The organism is Serratia sp. CY43202, from assembly GCF_052168755.1.
Taxonomy (GTDB): Bacteria; Pseudomonadota; Gammaproteobacteria; order Enterobacterales; family Enterobacteriaceae; genus Serratia; species Serratia bockelmannii.
On sequence record NZ_JBJNMB010000003.1, the window covers coordinates 1 to 16,700 of the forward strand.

18 protein-coding genes, 1 rRNA gene and 1 other annotated feature are annotated in these 16,700 nt (G+C 56.1%); of the genes, 8 read left to right on the forward strand and 11 right to left on the reverse strand.

Annotated features, from left to right (window positions below; genetic code table 11):
• The 4 genes from ACJ8J5_RS06475 to rluD form a co-directional block, all read right to left on the reverse strand.
• Window positions 1-209, reverse strand: a 16S ribosomal RNA gene (locus tag ACJ8J5_RS06475); the annotation flags it as partial.
• A 511-nt stretch (window positions 210-720) separates the two neighbouring features.
• Window positions 721-3,294, reverse strand: coding sequence for an ATP-dependent chaperone ClpB (clpB, locus tag ACJ8J5_RS06480; RefSeq protein WP_025301647.1), 2,574 nt, complete (start codon window positions 3,292-3,294; stop codon window positions 721-723).
• Window positions 3,295-3,424: 130 nt separating this feature from the next.
• Window positions 3,425-4,156, reverse strand: a complete 732-nt coding sequence (gene yfiH / locus ACJ8J5_RS06485) for a purine nucleoside phosphorylase YfiH (RefSeq protein WP_025301646.1) — start codon at window positions 4,154-4,156, stop codon at window positions 3,425-3,427.
• Window positions 4,156-5,133: a 23S rRNA pseudouridine(1911/1915/1917) synthase RluD gene (rluD, locus tag ACJ8J5_RS06490; protein ID WP_025301645.1), complete on the reverse strand. Its 978-nt coding sequence runs from the start codon at window positions 5,131-5,133 to the stop codon at window positions 4,156-4,158. The genes yfiH and rluD overlap by 1 nt, the downstream gene beginning before the upstream one ends.
• Before the next feature lie 131 nt (window positions 5,134-5,264).
• Between rluD and bamD the strand changes: the two genes are divergently transcribed.
• From bamD to pheA, 4 genes are all read left to right on the forward strand, one after another.
• Window positions 5,265-5,996: an outer membrane protein assembly factor BamD gene (gene bamD, locus ACJ8J5_RS06495; protein WP_004932456.1), complete on the forward strand. Its 732-nt coding sequence runs from the start codon at window positions 5,265-5,267 to the stop codon at window positions 5,994-5,996.
• Between the two features lie 312 nt (window positions 5,997-6,308).
• On the forward strand, window positions 6,309-6,650 hold the full coding sequence (gene raiA, locus ACJ8J5_RS06500; protein ID WP_004932457.1) for a ribosome-associated translation inhibitor RaiA: 342 nt from the start codon (window positions 6,309-6,311) through the stop codon (window positions 6,648-6,650).
• Between the two features lie 122 nt (window positions 6,651-6,772).
• Window positions 6,773-6,899, forward strand: a sequence feature (Phe leader region).
• The gene (locus tag ACJ8J5_RS06505) at window positions 6,774-6,821 is read left to right on the forward strand and encodes a hypothetical protein (RefSeq protein ID WP_101428074.1); all 48 of its coding nucleotides are present in this window, start codon (window positions 6,774-6,776) and stop codon (window positions 6,819-6,821) included. Its footprint overlaps the feature before it by 48 nt.
• A gap of 42 nt (window positions 6,900-6,941) precedes the next feature.
• Entirely contained in the window at window positions 6,942-8,099 is a 1,158-nt protein-coding gene (gene pheA, locus ACJ8J5_RS06510) for a bifunctional chorismate mutase/prephenate dehydratase (protein WP_173889493.1), read from the forward strand.
• A 54-nt stretch (window positions 8,100-8,153) separates the two neighbouring features.
• Here pheA and tyrA read toward each other — a convergent pair whose 3' ends face one another.
• Both tyrA and ACJ8J5_RS06520 read right to left on the reverse strand, forming a co-directional pair.
• On the reverse strand, window positions 8,154-9,275 hold the full coding sequence (gene tyrA, locus ACJ8J5_RS06515; protein WP_016929015.1) for a bifunctional chorismate mutase/prephenate dehydrogenase: 1,122 nt from the start codon (window positions 9,273-9,275) through the stop codon (window positions 8,154-8,156).
• A 3-nt stretch (window positions 9,276-9,278) separates the two neighbouring features.
• Complete coding sequence (locus tag ACJ8J5_RS06520) at window positions 9,279-10,355, reverse strand: 3-deoxy-7-phosphoheptulonate synthase (protein WP_060434277.1); 1,077 nt, start codon at window positions 10,353-10,355, stop codon at window positions 9,279-9,281.
• A gap of 506 nt (window positions 10,356-10,861) precedes the next feature.
• Here ACJ8J5_RS06520 and ACJ8J5_RS06525 point away from each other — a divergent pair.
• The 4 genes from ACJ8J5_RS06525 (at window position 10,862) to ACJ8J5_RS06540 (ending at window position 12,887) form a co-directional block, all read left to right on the forward strand.
• A complete protein-coding gene (locus ACJ8J5_RS06525) occupies window positions 10,862-11,626 on the forward strand; it encodes a DUF481 domain-containing protein (RefSeq protein WP_025301642.1) in 765 nt (254 codons plus the stop codon).
• Between the two features lie 249 nt (window positions 11,627-11,875).
• Window positions 11,876-12,097, forward strand: coding sequence for an HP1 family phage holin (locus ACJ8J5_RS06530; RefSeq protein WP_025301641.1), 222 nt, complete (start codon window positions 11,876-11,878; stop codon window positions 12,095-12,097).
• A complete protein-coding gene (locus ACJ8J5_RS06535; RefSeq protein WP_049208782.1) occupies window positions 12,081-12,596 on the forward strand; it encodes a lysozyme in 516 nt (171 codons plus the stop codon). The genes ACJ8J5_RS06530 and ACJ8J5_RS06535 overlap by 17 nt, the downstream gene beginning before the upstream one ends.
• Window positions 12,597-12,659: 63 nt before the next feature.
• A complete protein-coding gene (locus tag ACJ8J5_RS06540; protein ID WP_025301639.1) occupies window positions 12,660-12,887 on the forward strand; it encodes an ogr/Delta-like zinc finger family protein in 228 nt (75 codons plus the stop codon).
• 143 nt (window positions 12,888-13,030) lie between these two features.
• Here the strand turns inward: ACJ8J5_RS06540 and rplS are convergent, their stop codons facing one another.
• The 5 genes from rplS to ffh form a co-directional block, all read right to left on the reverse strand.
• A complete protein-coding gene (gene rplS / locus ACJ8J5_RS06545) occupies window positions 13,031-13,387 on the reverse strand; it encodes a 50S ribosomal protein L19 (RefSeq protein WP_025301638.1) in 357 nt (118 codons plus the stop codon).
• Window positions 13,388-13,435: 48 nt separating this feature from the next.
• Window positions 13,436-14,203, reverse strand: coding sequence for a tRNA (guanosine(37)-N1)-methyltransferase TrmD (trmD, locus tag ACJ8J5_RS06550; protein WP_004932485.1), 768 nt, complete (start codon window positions 14,201-14,203; stop codon window positions 13,436-13,438).
• Between the two features lie 52 nt (window positions 14,204-14,255).
• Window positions 14,256-14,804 carry a ribosome maturation factor RimM gene (gene rimM, locus ACJ8J5_RS06555; protein WP_089195553.1) on the reverse strand — a complete coding sequence of 183 codons (549 nt, stop codon included), beginning with the start codon at window positions 14,802-14,804 and terminating at the stop codon, window positions 14,256-14,258.
• An 18-nt stretch (window positions 14,805-14,822) separates the two neighbouring features.
• On the reverse strand, window positions 14,823-15,071 hold the full coding sequence (gene rpsP, locus ACJ8J5_RS06560) for a 30S ribosomal protein S16 (RefSeq protein ID WP_004932501.1): 249 nt from the start codon (window positions 15,069-15,071) through the stop codon (window positions 14,823-14,825).
• 214 nt (window positions 15,072-15,285) lie between these two features.
• Window positions 15,286-16,647 (reverse strand): signal recognition particle protein, encoded by a 1,362-nt coding sequence (ffh, locus tag ACJ8J5_RS06565; protein WP_004932504.1) that lies wholly within the window; start codon window positions 16,645-16,647, stop codon window positions 15,286-15,288.
• Between the last annotated feature and the right edge of the window lie 53 nt (window positions 16,648-16,700).

Here is a 16,700-nt window from a genome sequence, read left to right on the forward strand (position 1 = left end):
AAGGTCCCCCTCTTTGGTCTTGCGACGTTATGCGGTATTAGCTACCGTTTCCAGTAGTTATCCCCCTCCATCAGGCAGTTTCCCAGACATTACTCACCCGTCCGCCGCTCGTCACCCAGGGAGCAAGCTCCCTTGTGCTACCGCTCGACTTGCATGTGTTAAGCCTGCCGCCAGCGTTCAATCTGAGCCATGATCAAACTCTTCAATTAAAAGCTTGATTTGCTTCCACTCGAGAAGCGATGCTCAAAGATTTACTGCATGAATTTTACTTCAGTTAGTCACTCTTCAAGACTTGATATTTTTTTGCATCCGAAGATGCTGGATATCGTCTTGTGGAGTGCCCACACAGATTGTCTGATAAATTGTTAAAGAGCAGTGCCGAGAAACTCATCGGCGCGGGCTGCGTATATTACGCTTTTCGCCCGGAGAGTCAAGCGTTTATTTCGCTTTCTTCTCGCTGACCCGGCGGCTTGTCAGTCGTTGTTCCCGGTCAGTGGAGGCGCATTATAGGGAGTTCTCGGCGGGCCGCAACCCCTAAATGCAAAAAACTTTCCAAGCGTTCAAATAATCACCAAAAACGCCTTTTTAGGATGTTTATTAGTCAGAAAATACCGGTTTTAGCACAGTAATAGCGGCAAACCCTGTAAACAGGGACAAACGAAGGTAAAGAAAAGGGAGCGGTCACCCGCTCCCTTTCATCTTTATTACGCTTAATTGTCGTTATTGGCGTGCAACGATATGGTCGTTTTCCACATCCAACGTGACCAGCTTGCCGGGGATCAGCTTGCCAGACAGGATTTGCTGCGCCAGCGGGTTCTCGATCTCCTGCTGAATAGCACGCTTCAACGGACGCGCACCATACACAGGGTCGTAACCGGTTTTGCTCAACAGAGCCAGGGCCGGTTCGGTCATGGTCACTTCGTAACCGCGCTCTTCCAAACGCTTGTACAGACGCGACAGCTGAATCTTGGCGATCGCGGCAATGTGTTTCTCGCCCAGCGGGTGGAACACCACCACTTCGTCGATACGGTTGATGAACTCCGGACGGAAGTGGTGACTCACCATCTCCATCACCGACTCTTTCATCTGCGCGTAGTTCATCTGACCGAAATGCTCCTGGATCAGATCGGACCCCAGGTTGGACGTCATGATCACCACAGTATTGCGGAAATCGACGGTACGGCCTTGACCATCGGTCAGACGGCCGTCATCCAACACCTGCAACAGAATATTGAACACGTCCGGATGCGCTTTCTCGACTTCATCCAGCAGAATCACCGAATAAGGCCGGCGACGTACGGCTTCCGTCAGGTAGCCGCCCTCTTCATAACCGACATAACCTGGAGGCGCACCGACCAGACGCGACACGGAGTGTTTCTCCATAAACTCGGACATATCGATACGCACCATAGCGTCGTCGCTGTCGAACAGGAACGAAGCCAGCGCCTTGCAGAGCTCGGTTTTCCCCACCCCGGTCGGGCCGAGGAACAGGAACGAACCGATCGGCCGATTAGGATCGGACAGCCCCGCACGGCTGCGGCGGATCGCATTGGAGACCGCGCTGACCGCTTCGTCTTGGCCAATCACTCGCGAATGCAGTTCTTGCTCCAGGCGCAGCAGCTTGTCGCGCTCACCTTCCAGCATTCTGGCCACCGGGATCCCGGTGGCACGCGCCAGCACTTCAGCAATCTCCGCATCGGTCACCCGGTTACGCAACAGCTTCATGCTCTTGCCTTCGGCCTGCGTAGCGGCGGCGAGCTGTTTCTCCAGCTCAGGGATTTTGCCGTACTGCAGTTCCGACATCCGCCCCAGATCGCCGACGCGACGCGCCTGCTCCAGGGTGATTTTGGCCTGCTCGAGTTCAGCCTTGATATTCTGGGTGCCGGAGAGCGACGCTTTTTCCGCTTTCCACTCTTCTTCCAGCTCAGAATATTCGCGCTCTTTCTGCCCCAGCTCATCGCTGAGCATGTCCAGGCGTTTCTTGCTGGCGTCGTCAGACTCTTTATTCAGCGCCTGCTGTTCCAGCTTCAATTGGATGATGCGGCGCTCAAGCCTGTCGAGCGACTCCGGCTTGGAGTCCATCTGCATGCGAATGCTGGACGCCGCTTCGTCGATAAGGTCAATAGCCTTGTCCGGCAATTGACGATCGGCGATATAGCGGTGCGAAAGCGTTGCCGCCGCCACGATGGCCGGGTCGGTGATTTGCACGTGGTGGTGCAGTTCATAACGCTCTTTCAGGCCGCGCAGGATAGCGATGGTGTCTTCCACGCTCGGCTCCGCCACATACACTTTCTGGAAACGACGTTCGAGCGCCGCATCCTTCTCTATATATTGACGATACTCGTCGAGCGTAGTCGCGCCGACGCAGTGCAGCTCGCCGCGCGCCAGCGCCGGTTTGAGCATGTTGCCTGCATCCATCGCGCCATCCGCCTTACCGGCGCCGACCATGGTGTGCAGTTCGTCGATAAACAGGATAACGCTGCCTTCCTGCTTGGCCAGATCGTTGAGCACGCCTTTCAGACGCTCTTCAAACTCGCCGCGATATTTGGCCCCGGCGATCAAGGCGCCCATATCGAGGGACAATACGCGCTTGTGCTTCAGCCCTTCCGGCACTTCGCCGTTAATGATGCGCTGCGCCAGGCCTTCGACGATGGCGGTTTTACCCACGCCAGGCTCGCCGATCAGCACCGGGTTGTTTTTGGTACGACGTTGCAGCACCTGGATGGTGCGGCGGATCTCTTCGTCACGGCCGATCACCGGATCAAGCTTGCCCTGCTCGGCGCGCTCGGTCAGATCGATCGTGTATTTCTTCAATGCTTGCCGTTGGTCTTCGGCGCCTTGATCTTCCACGCTGTCACCGCCTCTCATTTGTTCAATGGCTTTGCTGATTTTGTCGGCCGTCGCGCCGGCCGCTTTCAACAAGTCGGTCAACGAGCCGCGGTCTTCCAGCACCGCAAGCACAAACAGCTCGGAAGAAATGAATTTGTCCGCGCGCTTCTGCGCCAGCTTGTCGCACAGGTTCAGGACGCGCACCAGCTCATGGGACGGTTGAACGTCGCCACCGGTGCCTTCTACCTGCGGTAAACGGGACAGCGCCTGTTCGATCTCGGTGCGCACGCGCCCGGCATCGATACCTGCGGAAGTTAATAGTGGACGAACCGTGCCCCCTTCCTGATTGAGCAGGGCGCTCATCAGATGTAGCGGTTCAATAAACTGGTTGTCGTGCCCAAGGGCTAGTGACTGGGCATCGGCGAGGGCAAGCTGGAATTTGTTGGTAAGACGATCCAGACGCATAACACCTCCAAGATGGGTCGAAATTGCTACTGGAGATTAAATGAGGTCATCCCTCAAATTTTCAAGGTTATCTCGACGCTAAATTTTCGGTACAACGCCATGCGTCGTTGGATCGTCCTAATTCAATAGGTTATATCAGCCAGATTAAACTTGCCAGACGTCCGGTTATTCCGTCGCGTCGATAGGAGAAAAAATGGCTCGTTTCGTTAACCGTGCAGCGATCGCCACCATAGATGGCCTGAACGCCTGCACGCAACAAGCGTTGGCGAGCCAGCAGGTAGATATTAGCCAAAAACTTATCGCCGTGCGGGGTAAATGCCGCTGCAGCTTCAGCATCTTCCGCCATGAAAGCGGCCCGCACCTCTGGCCCGACCTCAAACTGCTGCGGACCGATCGCCGGCCCCAGCCAGGCGCTAATCTGGCTCGGTGCGGCGCTGAACGCCGCCACGGTTTGCTCCAGCACGCCGTGGCACAATCCGCGCCAGCCGGCGTGGGCGGCGGCCACTTCGTCACCGTGCTGCGAGCAGAACAACACCGGCAGACAATCCGCCGTCATCACGGCACACACCTGCCCCGGCACGTTGCTGTACACCGCATCCGCCCGCAAATCGGCAGGTGCTTTCCCCGTCAACGTCACCACACGAGTGCCGTGCACCTGCTCGAGCCACACCGGCATCTGCGGCAAACCGGCGGCAATAACCAATCGTTCCCGATTGCGTGTCACCGCTTGCTCCTCGTCACCGACGTGGGTGCCGAGGTTCAGCGAGTCATAAGGCGGCAGGCTGACGCCGCCGCCGCGCGTGGTACTGCAAGCTTTAACGCCGGGAGGCAACGGCCAGTCAGGCAGAATGAGCGAGCTCATTACCAGTCCATCTGATCTTTGAATTCTTCGGTGTCCGCCTTCAGCGCGTTGATCAGATCAACCATGTCCTGCGGCAGCGGCGCATGCCACTCCATCTGGATGCCGCTGATCGGGTGGTACAAACGCAGCATGGTGGCATGCAGCGCCTGACGGTCAAAGCCGCGCAGCGTGCTGATGAAGGCTTCCGAAGCACCTTTCGGCGGACGTGGACGGCCGCCGTACAGCGGATCGCCCACCAGCGGATGGCTGATATAGGCCATGTGCACGCGGATCTGGTGAGTACGGCCGGTTTCCAGGCGCAGGCGCAGGCGAGTATGCGCACGGAAATGCTCCATGATGCGATAGTGCGTTACCGCCGGCTTACCCATCGGGTGCACCGCCATGTGGGTACGCTTGGTGGAATGGCGCGCGATAGGCTCTTCTACCGTACCGCCGGCGGTCATGGTACCGATCGCCACCGCTTCGTATTCACGGGTGATTTCACGCGCCTGCAGCGCCTCCACCAGCCGGGTTTGCGCCGGCACGGTTTTCGCCACCACCATCAGGCCGGTGGTGTCTTTATCCAGACGGTGCACGATGCCGGCACGCGGCACGTCGGCAATTTCCGGGTAGTGATACAACAGCGCATTGAGCACCGTGCCATCCGGGTTACCGGCGCCGGGATGCACCACCAAATCGCGCGGTTTGTTGATCACCAGGATGTCGCTGTCTTCATAGACGATATCCAGCGCGATATCCTGTGGCTCCCAACGCGCCTCTTCTTCAATCTGTGCATCGATGGCGACTGTCTCTCCGCCCAGCACCTTCTCTTTCGGTTTGTTTGACGTTTTGCCATTGACCTTCACCCGATCGCCCAGGATCCACTCTTTTATGCGAGATCGTGAATAATCAGGGAACAATTCGGCCAAAGCCTGATCTAAACGTTGTCCGAGTTGAGATTCGGCCACCGTTGCGGTGAGTTGTACTTGTTGTGCCATATGCAGCTTCTTCGTTAACGTTGGGTTTTCACGGCGATGCCGTTTAATATAATGTGCTATTGTACCTGGTCTTTGTCGGGAGCTTAACGGACAGTCTCCCGGAATAACACCCTGAGGATAATCAAAACGTCATGACGCGTATGAAATATCTGGTGGCGGCAGCCACGTTGAGCCTGGCGCTGGCAGGTTGCTCCACATCCAAGGATGCGGTTCCCGACAACCCACCTTCGGAAATCTATGCTACCGCGCAGCAAAAACTGCAGGACGGTAACTTCAAGGGCGCGATTACGCAACTCGAAGCGTTAGATAACCGCTATCCTTTCGGGCCGTATTCCCAGCAGGTCCAGCTGGATTTGATTTACGCCTACTATAAGGCCGCCGACTTGCCGATGGCTCAGGCATCCATCGATCGCTTCATGCGTCTGAACCCGACGCACCCGAACATCGATTACGTGATGTACATGCGCGGCCTGACCGACATGGCGCTCGATGACAGCGCGCTGCAGGGCTTCTTCGGGGTTGACCGTTCTGACCGCGATCCTCAGCACGCTCGCGCTGCGTTCCGCGACTTCAGCCAGTTGATTCAGCAATACCCGAACAGCCAATACGCGACCGACGCCAACAAGCGTTTGGTGTATTTGAAAGACCGCTTGGCCAAGTATGAGCTTTCGGTGGCGGAATACTACACTAAACGCGGTGCTTACGTCGCGGTCGTTAATCGCGCCGAACAGATGTTGCGTGAATTCCCGGATACCAAAGCGACGCACGACGTGTTGCCGCTGATGGAAAATGCCTACAAGCAGCTGCAGCTGAACGGCCAGGCTGACAAAGTGGCCAAAGTGATCGCCGCCAACCCGCAATAAGCGCGCGTCGGTAACGGCAGAAAAACAAAACGGCAGCCTCGGCTGCCGTTTTCATTGGCGTCGACCGGGTTTTTACTGGAAAAATACACAAGTAAAAACACGGTGTTAGCTAGCGCTCCTCACCGGTCAACTCATCGATAATGCGCCATCAGGCGGCAACTCTCAAGCATTAGATAGCCAATTCAAATGCTGAATCACAGATTGAACTAACTTTGCAAAAAGTGACAAAAAATCGTGATTTACATCACGCATTTAAACAAAAAGCGGGGTATGCTGGGTTCACCAAGACGGAAAGACAGAGAGGTAAGTTATATGACATTGAACATTACCAGCAAACAAATGGATATCACTCCCGCAATCCGCAATCACGTCGAAGACCGTCTCACCAAACTGGAAAAATGGCAGACCCAGCTGATAAACCCACATATCGTCTTATCTAAAGAACCGCAGGGGTTTGTCGCCGACGCTACCATTACCACGCCTAACGGCCCGCTGGTCGCCAGCGCCAAACATGATGACATGTACACCGCCGTTAATGAGCTGATCGCCAAGCTGGAACGCCAGTTGAACAAGGTGCAGCATAAAGGCGAAGCGCGCCGCTGCAATGCCAGCGTGAAAGACATCGTGCCGGAAGTCACGCAAGAGCAGGAATAACCGTCCGACAGCGATTGCCGCATCAAACGCGCCCGAGGGCGCGTTTTTTGTCGGGTATTTTTGTTGACGGGGTAAAAGCCAGCGGTTACTTTAAAACCTGTTCGCATTAACCTTAGGTAGACCATGCCACGCACACCGTTTTTCTTCGCATTCTTTTTTACCTTCCCCTGACTGGGAGGCGTTTCGTCGTGTAAGAAAGAATGCGAAGACGAACAACAAAGCCTCCTGGAAACAGGAGGCTTTTTTTATGGCTGTTTTACAACGAATAAGAACTGAAGGCGGAAGCTGATTATGACTGACAACCCGTTATTGCTGCTGCGCGAGCGCATCAGCGCACTGGACTTGAAACTGTTGGCCCTGCTGGCGGAACGCCGTGAGCTGGCGATCGAAGTCGGCAAGACCAAGCTGCACTCTCATCGCCCGATCCGCGATAAAGAGCGCGAGCGCGATCTGCTGGATGCGCTGATCGCCGCCGCCAAGCCTTACGACCTGGACGGCTTTTACGTCACCCGCCTGTTTCAACTGATCATCGAAGATTCCGTCCTGACCCAGCAGGCGTTGCTACAGCACCAGCTCAACCCCGTCAGCCAACATTCCGCCCGCATCGCCTTCCTCGGCCCAAAAGGCTCTTACTCACATCTGGCAGCACGCCAATACGCTGCCCGCCACTTCGATCAGCTGATCGAATGCGGCTGCCAGAAGTTTCAGGATATCTTCACCCAGGTGGAAACCGGCCAGGCGGACTATGCAATTCTGCCTATCGAGAACACCAGCTCCGGGTCGATTAACGAGGTGTACGATCTGCTGCAGCACACCAGCCTGTCGATCGTCGGCGAACTGACCAACCCGATCAACCACTGCGTTCTGATTGCCGGCGACAGCGATCTGAGCCAGATTGAAACCGTCTACAGCCACCCGCAACCGTTCCAGCAGTGCAGTCAGTTCCTGAACCGCTTCCCACACTGGAAAATCGAATACACTGAAAGCACAGCGGCCGCGATGGAGAAAGTCGCCAAGCTGAATTCGCCGAAGGTGGCTGCTCTGGGCAGCGAAGCCGGCGGCGCACTGTATGGGCTGCAGGTGCTGGAACACAACCTCGCCAACCAGCAGCAGAACATCACCCGTTTTATCGTCCTGGCGCGCAAAGCGATCGACGTCTCCGAACAGGTGCCGGCCAAAACCACGCTGATCATGGCGACCGGCCAACAATCCGGCGCACTGGTCGAAGCGCTGCTGGTACTGCGCGACAACGGCATCATCATGACCAAGCTGGAGTCACGCCCGATCAACGGCAATCCGTGGGAAGAGATGTTTTATATCGATGTGCAGGCCAACCTACGCGCCGAGGCGATGCAAAAAGCGCTGCGCGATCTGACGCCAATCACCCGCTCGCTGAAGGTGCTGGGCTGTTACCCGAGCGACACCGTGGTGCCGGTCAACCCATCCTGAAACCATAAAAAAGGGTTCGGCTTGGCCGAACCCTTTACGTTTACTGCCCGCGTTTCACTGCCGGCTGTCGTTAGCCTGCCGCAACAGCGTGCGGCTCTCCACCAGAAAGCGCTGGGCGTAATCGCCGAACCAATGCTCTACCTTGCGGAAGCTATCGATAAACGCCTGTTTGTCGCCATGCTCCAACAGCTTGATCGCCTCGCCGAAGCGCTGGTAGTAACGCTTAATCAGCGCCACGTTTTCTTCCGACGACATGATGATGTCAGCGTACAGCTGCGGATCCTGCGCGAACAGGCGGCCAACCATCGCCAGCTCCAGCCGGTAGATCGGCGAGGAGAGCGCCAGCAGCTGCTCCAGTTGCACGTTCTCTTCCGCCAGGTGCAGCCCGTAGGCGAAGGTGGCGAAGTGCCGCAGCGCCTGAATAAACGCCATATTCTGATCGTGTTCGACCGCGCTGATACGATGCAGCCGCGCCCCCCACACCTGCAGCTGTTCAAGCAGCCATTGGTAAGCCTCCGGTTGGCGGCCATCGCAGTAAACCACCACCTGCTTCGCCACGCTGCCCACGTCCGGACCAAACATCGGATGCAACCCCACCACCGGGCCGCTGTGCGCCGCCAACATCGCATGCAGCGGACGATTCTTCACCGACGCCAAATCCACCAGAATACAGTCGTCAGGCAACGGCGGCAGGCGGCTTATCACCTGCTCGGTCACGTGGATCGGTACGCTGACAATCACCATGCCGGCATCCGCCAACAGCTGTTCCGCCTGCGGCCAATCTTCCTGATCCAATACCCTGACCTGATAACCCGACAGCGTCAGCAGACGGTTGAACAGCCGGCCCATCTGGCCGTTGCCGCCGATGATGACGATCGGCCGCAGCTGCGGGCACAGAGTTTTAAAACCTTTATCGTTCTCGCTGACGTACGATTCGCGCATCACACGGCGCAAGACGTCCTCGATCAAATCCGGCGGCACGCCGAGGTTTTCCGCCTCCTGGCGGCGCGAGGCCAGCATCGCCGCCTCGCGCTCCGGCACATAAACCGGTAAACCGTGGCGGCTTTTCACCTCCCCCACTTCCGCTACCAGATGCAGGCGTTTCGCCAGCAGATCCAGCAACGCTTTGTCCACCTCGTCGATTTGATCGCGCAGCGCGGTCAGTTCTGCCACCATAACTTACTTTTCTCCCGTGCGTGCCTTCAGCGCAGCGCCGAGTTCCTGATGCATGTGGCGCAGCAGCGTTTCCGTGCTCTCCCAGTCGATGCAGGCGTCGGTGACGGATACGCCGTAACGCATGTCAGCACGCGGCTGTTCGGAAGACTGATTGCCCTCATGCAGATGGCTCTCCAGCATAATGCCGGTAATCGAGCGGTTACCCGCTTTAATCTGCTCCACCACGGACTCGGCCACCGCCGGCTGACGGCGATAGTCTTTATTCGAGTTGCCATGGCTGCAATCTACCATCAAGGACGGATGGAGTCCCGCCTCGAGCATCTGTTTTTCACAGGCCGCAACGTGCTCGGCGCTGTAGTTCGGGGTTTTACCGCCGCGCAGGATCACGTGCCCGTCCGGATTGCCCTGAGTCTGCAGCAAGCAAACCTGGCCCGCCTGGTTGATGCCGACGAAGCGGTGCGGCATAGCGGCGGCGCGCATGGCATTGATGGCGGTACCCAGGCTGCCGTCGGTGCCGTTTTTGAACCCGACCGGCATCGACAGGCCAGAAGCCATTTCACGGTGGGTCTGCGATTCGGTGGTACGCGCACCGATCGCCGACCAGCTGAACAAGTCCCCCAGGTACTGCGGGCTGTTCGGATCCAACGCTTCGGTAGCCAACGGCAAGCCCATGCCCACCAGATCCAGCAACAGGCGACGCGCGATATGCAAGCCTGCTTCAACGTCAAACGAACCGTCCATGTACGGATCGTTGATCAAACCTTTCCAGCCGACAGTGGTTCTGGGTTTTTCAAAATAAACGCGCATAACGATATACAGCTGATCGCTCAAGTCAGCCGCCAGGGTTTTCAAACGACGGGCGTAGTCCAGTGCCGCATCCGGATCGTGGATCGAACAAGGCCCACACACGACCAACAGGCGATGATCGCGCCCCTGCAAAATGTTGGCGATGGTGTTACGCGCGGTGGCGATTTCATTTTCGTCGTCGGCGCTGAGCGGGAACTGGTTCTTCAGCTCCTCCGGCGTGATGAGAACCTGTTCTGCACTGATGTGTACGTTATTGAGCGCGTCTTTTTGCATGATGCTATTCCTGTCGTTTGGCGTTATGCGTTGAAATGGAACATTGAGCGTTTCAGGGCTCTACCCTATCACGATATGTAAAGTTTTCAATCCAATTTCCGTAAATAAAAAATTACCATAATTTCTCTTATGAGATAACATGCATAAACACATCAAGAAAATACAATAAAAACAAACAAATTCAATTAAATAATAAATTCACAAGCGCCTCAAAACGCACCTATTCGCCTTCCCGGCGAAAGCCCCATATCGTAAACATATGTGTACAACTTGTTTTACAGGCAAGATACGCCGCCCGTCTCGGCGCCAACGAACGGGCAGGCGCGGATACCGTCAGACTCAGCACGAAATGCCGCCGAAAGCGATGAATTTCAGTAGAAGAAAAGTGAATAAATGAGGAATAAAAATTAAAAACTTAAGCTAATAGCGGCTATTTTTGTCGCTGAAATGAACCGATATAATGTGACCGTCATCAACAATAACCACCCTTAACAACTGGATCCAAGATGCTCTCTTCTCGCGCTCGTCGCGCTTTTCCGCTGTATATTTGCTGCTTAACGACTTTCACCAGTGTTTCAGCCTTTGCCGACAATACGCTTTTCACCGCGATGGACGATCCGGCCACCGCCAAGAAACCATTCGAAGGCAACGTGCAGGCGGGCTACAACGCCCAGTCAGGCAACTCGCAGAGCTCCACCCTGCTTGCCAACACCAACATGACCTGGTTCAACAGCGATGCGGCGTACAGCCTGTGGGGGGCGGCTAACAACACCACCTCCTCCAACGTGCGCTCGTCCGAAAAATACCAGGCCGGTGGCCGTACGCGCTATAACCTGACCGATCGCAACTACCTGTTCGGCCAGGCCAGCTGGCTGAGCGACCGTTTCAACGGTTACGACTCACGCTCCACGCTGACCGGCGGCTACGGCCGTCAACTCCTCAACGGGCCGCTTAGCGATCTGCGGGTGGAATTCGGTCCCGGCGTGCGCCATGACGAATACCATGGCGGCGGCCGCTCGACCAAAGGGTTGGCCTATGGCGCGGCCAACTATTCCTATCAGCTGACCGACAACACCAAGTTCATTCAGGGCGTTTCCGCACTGGCGAACGAAGAAACCACGCTGAACTCGGAAAGCGCGTTGAACGTGGCGATCAACGATCGCTTCTCGCTGCGCGTGGCTTACACCGTGACCTACAACAGCAAACCGCCGGCCTCGGCGCCGAAGAACACCGACACGACGACCTCAGTCACGCTGGTCTACGGCCTGTAATTTCCCCCCAATATTTCTCAAAGCCCATCATTGATGGGCTTTTTTTATGCCTGCCGCCCTCTTTTGCACAATCTGCTAAAAATATTCACCCCACCCATTGACGACTTTAGCAAATAGCTTAATACTGTATGCATATACAGTAATTATTATACAGCCTCGGGGCATGATGGATTTCGATAGAGAGTGGCCAGAAACGCATCGATAGCCGCCACAGCTCCCGAGAGACTGTAAACAAAGCGAGCATAAGCTATGGAGAAAATCACCTCATTCATCACCTACGCCATGGCGTTGTTTCTCGCCTGGCTCGGCAAGCTGTCACCGCAGGACATTGCCTTTCTAGTCGGTGCGGCGGTAGGCATCGGCACGTTTCTGGTGAACTGGTACTACCGACGTAAAAGCCTGCAGATCTTGAAGGCTATTGAACGCAATGCGGCATCACGGAGGAAAATTTACGATGAATGCAATCGTTAAGCGCTGCAGCGTCGCCACCGTTTTGGCCATCGCCGTGCTATTGCCGTCATTTGGCGAGCTGCAAACCTCAGAAGCCGGCCTCAGGCTGATCGCCGATCTCGAAGGCTGCCGCCTGTCGCCTTACCAGTGTAGCGCCGGGGTGTGGACACAGGGCATTGGACACACTGCCGGCGTCATCCCAGACAAGATGATAGATGAACGCAAAGCCGCGGTGGATTTGGTAGACGATGTTCGCCGCACCGAACGCGGCATGGCCGCTTGCCTGCCGCATACGCTCTCGCAACAAACCTATGACGCAGTGATCGCCTTCGCCTTCAATGTGGGCGTCGGCGCAGCCTGCCACTCTACGCTGGTCGCGCTGCTGCAACAGCGCCAGTGGCGGCAGGCCTGCGATCAGTTACCACGCTGGATTTACGTAAACGGAAAGAAAAATAAGGGGCTGGAACAGCGACGCGCCATGGAACGCGCACTGTGCTTGCAGGGGATTGCCTCATCATGACGAGTTCGCTCGCCAAAGGGTGATGCCACAACAATTTCACTTAATTTGTTCAAGGGGGTTCTTATGATGCACTGTCCACTATGCGGTCACGTGGCCCACACTCGCTCCAGCCGCTATCTGAGCGAGTCGACCAAAGAGCGTTACCATCAATGCCGCAACATCAATTGCAGCTGCACGTTCGCCACGCACGAGTCCGTCGCGCGGGTGATCGTCAAACCTGGCGATGACATTATCCCGGCGCAGCCTCACCCGCCGGAGAGTCAGCATAAACAAAGCGCCGCGGCGCTATAATGCAAAAAGCCTGCTTATGCAGGCTTTATTATATTGGCGGCGCGCAGACGAAATCTCGCAAATGTAACCAGTCGAGATTTAAGATAAAAAAAGGGGTTGGCATAATACCAACCCCTGATAACTATTAACTTTTGGATGCAGCGTTAGCCAACGCGGTTCAGACGCTCTTTGATACGAGCAGCCTTACCAGTACGCTCACGCAGGTAGTACAGTTTAGCTTTACGAACGGCACCACGACGTTTCACAGCAATGCTGTCGATTACTGGGGAGTGAGTCTGGAATACGCGCTCAACACCTTCGCCGTTGGAAATCTTACGAACAGTGAATGCAGAGTGCAGACCGCGGTTACGGATAGCGATAACCACGCCCTCGAATGCCTGCAGACGTTTTTTGCTACCTTCAACGACCCATACCTTCACTTCCACGGAATCACCCGGACGGAATGCAGGTACGTCTTGTTTCATCTGCTCTTGTTCAAGTTGCTTAATAATGTTGCTCATAATATGTCTCTTACCCTAGGTAAACTGATATATCGGTCCCGTCTGTTGTCAGACGTTTCCTTCATAGTCCTGTTGCCTGGCCTGATGTTCCCGTTGGAACTCAGCCAGCAACACCGCTTGCTCGTCAGTCAGAGCTAGGCTTTCTAGAAGTTCAGGTCTTCTAAGCCAGGTTCGGCCCAGCGACTGCTTTAAGCGCCAGCGACGTATCTCGGCATGGTTACCCGACAGCAGAACTGGCGGTACCTCCATCCCTTCCAACACCTCTGGGCGGGTATAGTGCGGGCAGTCCAGCAATCCGTCGGCGAAGGAGTCTTCCTCCGCTGAGGCCTGATGGCCCAGCACACCCGGTATGAAACGGGCGACTGAATCAATCAGGGTCATCGCCGGCAGTTCCCCGCCGCTGAGAACGTAATCGCCGATTGACCATTCTTCGTCAATTTCGGTTTGGATTACGCGCTCATCTATCCCTTCGTAACGGCCGCACACCAGAATCATCTTCTGATTGGCCGCCAGTTCGCACACGCCGGTTTGATCCAGCTTGCGCCCCTGAGGTGACAGATAAATCACCTTTGCTCCCTCGCCTGCCGCTGCTTTCGCCGCATGAATGGCTTCCCGTAAAGGTTGCACCATCATCAGCATTCCCGGGCCGCCGCCATAAGGGCGATCGTCCACGGTGCGATGCCGGTCGTAGGTGAAGTCGCGAGGACTCCAACACTGCACGCTCAGCAGGCCATTTTTTACTGCCCGGCCAGTCACCCCGTAATCGGTGATAGCGCGGAACATCTCAGGAAACAGGCTTACAATACCGATGAACACAAGCCAATCCCCTTACCGTTATTCCACTTGCTTCGACCGTTTGATCCGGGGGTCAAAAACCAGGATCCCAATCTGCCTCAATCACGCGGGCAGTGAGATCGACTTTCTTGATAACCTGCCCATGAAGAAACGGAATCAACCGCTCCTTCATGCCGAACGCATCTTTCAGGTTCGCTTTCACAACCATCACATCGTTCGAGCCGGTTTCCATCATATCGATGACTTTACCCAGCTCGTAGCCAGCGGTGGTGACTACCTGGCAGCCCATCAGGTCTTTCCAGTAGTAATCGTCACCCTCCAGCGGAGGAAGTTGCTCAGAATCCACCATAATCTCGCGATTAGTCAGCAGATTCGCCGCGTCCCGATCGTCAATGCCTTTGACCTTGATGATCAGATCCTGACTGTGGCGCTTCCAGTCTTCCAACTCGATATGCTGCCACTGACCCGCCTGCTGGATAAACCACGGCTGATAGTCAAAAATGCTTTCGGCGTTCTCGGTGGATGAAAACACTCTGAGCCAACCACGAATGCCGTAAGCGGACCCCATTTTACCGAGTACAATCGGCGCGATCGGCGCTACCGGTTTGAGTTGCTTGCTCATTGCCACCACCGCGACAGATTAAGCTGCTTTCTTAGCGTCTTTGATCAGCGCGTGAACGCGATCAGAAACGGTTGCACCCAGACCAACCCAGTGCTCGATGCGGTCCAGGTCCAGACGCAGTGCTTCAGCCTGACCGGAAGCGATCGGGTTGAAGAAGCCTACGCGCTCGATGAAACGACCATCACGAGCGTTGCGGCTGTCGGTCACTACTACTTGATAGAACGGACGCTTTTTAGCGCCGCCACGTGCCAAACGAATTGTTACCATAACATCCTCTTTAGTTAATAAAACAGCCGGGCCCCATTGAGGGACGGGGCCCGGTTGCAATATAAAAAGCCCGAAAATTTTACTCATTTTGGCGCAAAAAGCAATCTAAAGCGTCGATCGCAGGGGACAACTTTTGCAGCCTGTCAAATTTCGGGCGGTTTTCACCGCGAACGGCGAATGCTGAAAGCGCCCGCACTCGGCGTGCGGGAGCCCGTCAGCGGCCAGGGAAGCCCGGCGGCATCATACCTTTCATGCCGCGCATCATCTTCGCCATACCGCCTTTCTTCATCTTCTTCATCATACGCTGCATTTCGTCGAACTGCTTCAGCAAGCGGTTGACGTCCTGCACCTGCATGCCGGCCCCCATCGCGATGCGGCGCTTGCGCGAGCCCTTGATGATTTCCGGTTTGGCGCGCTCTTTCAGCGTCATCGAGTTGATGATCGCCTCCATGCGCACCAGCACTTTATCGTCCATCTGCGACTTGACGTTGTCCGGCAGTTGGCCGGCGCCCGGCAGCTTGCTCAGCATGTTGGCCATGCCGCCCATGTTGCGCATCTGCTTGAGCTGCTCCAGGAAGTCGGTCAGATCGAAACCGTCGCCCTTCTTCAGCTTGTTGGCCAACTTCTCCGCCTGCTCGCGGTCGACCTTGCTTTCGATATCTTCGATAAGCGACAGCACGTCGCCCATGCCCAGGATGCGCGATGCCACGCGATCCGGGTAGAACGGCTCCAGCGCTTCGGTCTTCTCGCCCACGCCGAGGAATTTGATCGGCTTGCCGGTGATATGACGGATGGACAGCGCGGCACCGCCGCGCGCGTCGCCGTCGACCTTGGTCAGCACCACGCCGGTCAGCGGCAGCGCTTCGTTAAACGCCTTGGCGGTATTGGCGGCGTCCTGGCCGGTCATGGCGTCGACCACGAACAGGGTTTCCACCGGCTTGATCGCCGCGTGCACCTGTTTGATCTCGTCCATCATCGCTTCGTCAACGTGCAAACGGCCGGCGGTATCGACGATCAGTACGTCGTAGAATTTCAGCTTGGCCTGTTGCAGCGCGCGATTGACGATGTCGATCGGTTTTTCTTTGACGTCAGACGGGAAGAAATCGATGCCGACGCCTTCCGCCAGCGTTTCCAGCTGTTTGATCGCCGCCGGGCGATAAACGTCCGCGGAAACCACCAACACTTTCTTTTTCTGTTTTTCTTTCAGGAATTTGCCGAGTTTACCGACGCTGGTGGTTTTACCAGCACCCTGCAAGCCCGCCATCAGCACCACCGCTGGCGGCTGGGCCGCCAGATTCAGCTCGGTGTTGACTTCGCCCATCGCGGCGATCAGCTCGCCCTTGACGATCTTGACGAACTCCTGCCCCGGCGTCAGGCTCTTGTTGACTTCATGGCCGACCGCGCTCTCTTTGACGCGGTTGATGAAGTCGCGCACCACCGGCAGCGCAACGTCCGCTTCCAGCAATGCCATACGCACTTCACGCAGGGTTTCCTTGATATTCTCTTCGGTCAGCCGCCCGCGGCCGCTGATATTGCGCAACGTGCGCGACAATCGATCGGTTAAATTTTCAAACATCGTCTCATGCTCAACGTGTAATGACAGGCCGCTCCGGCGACACAATTGCGCCG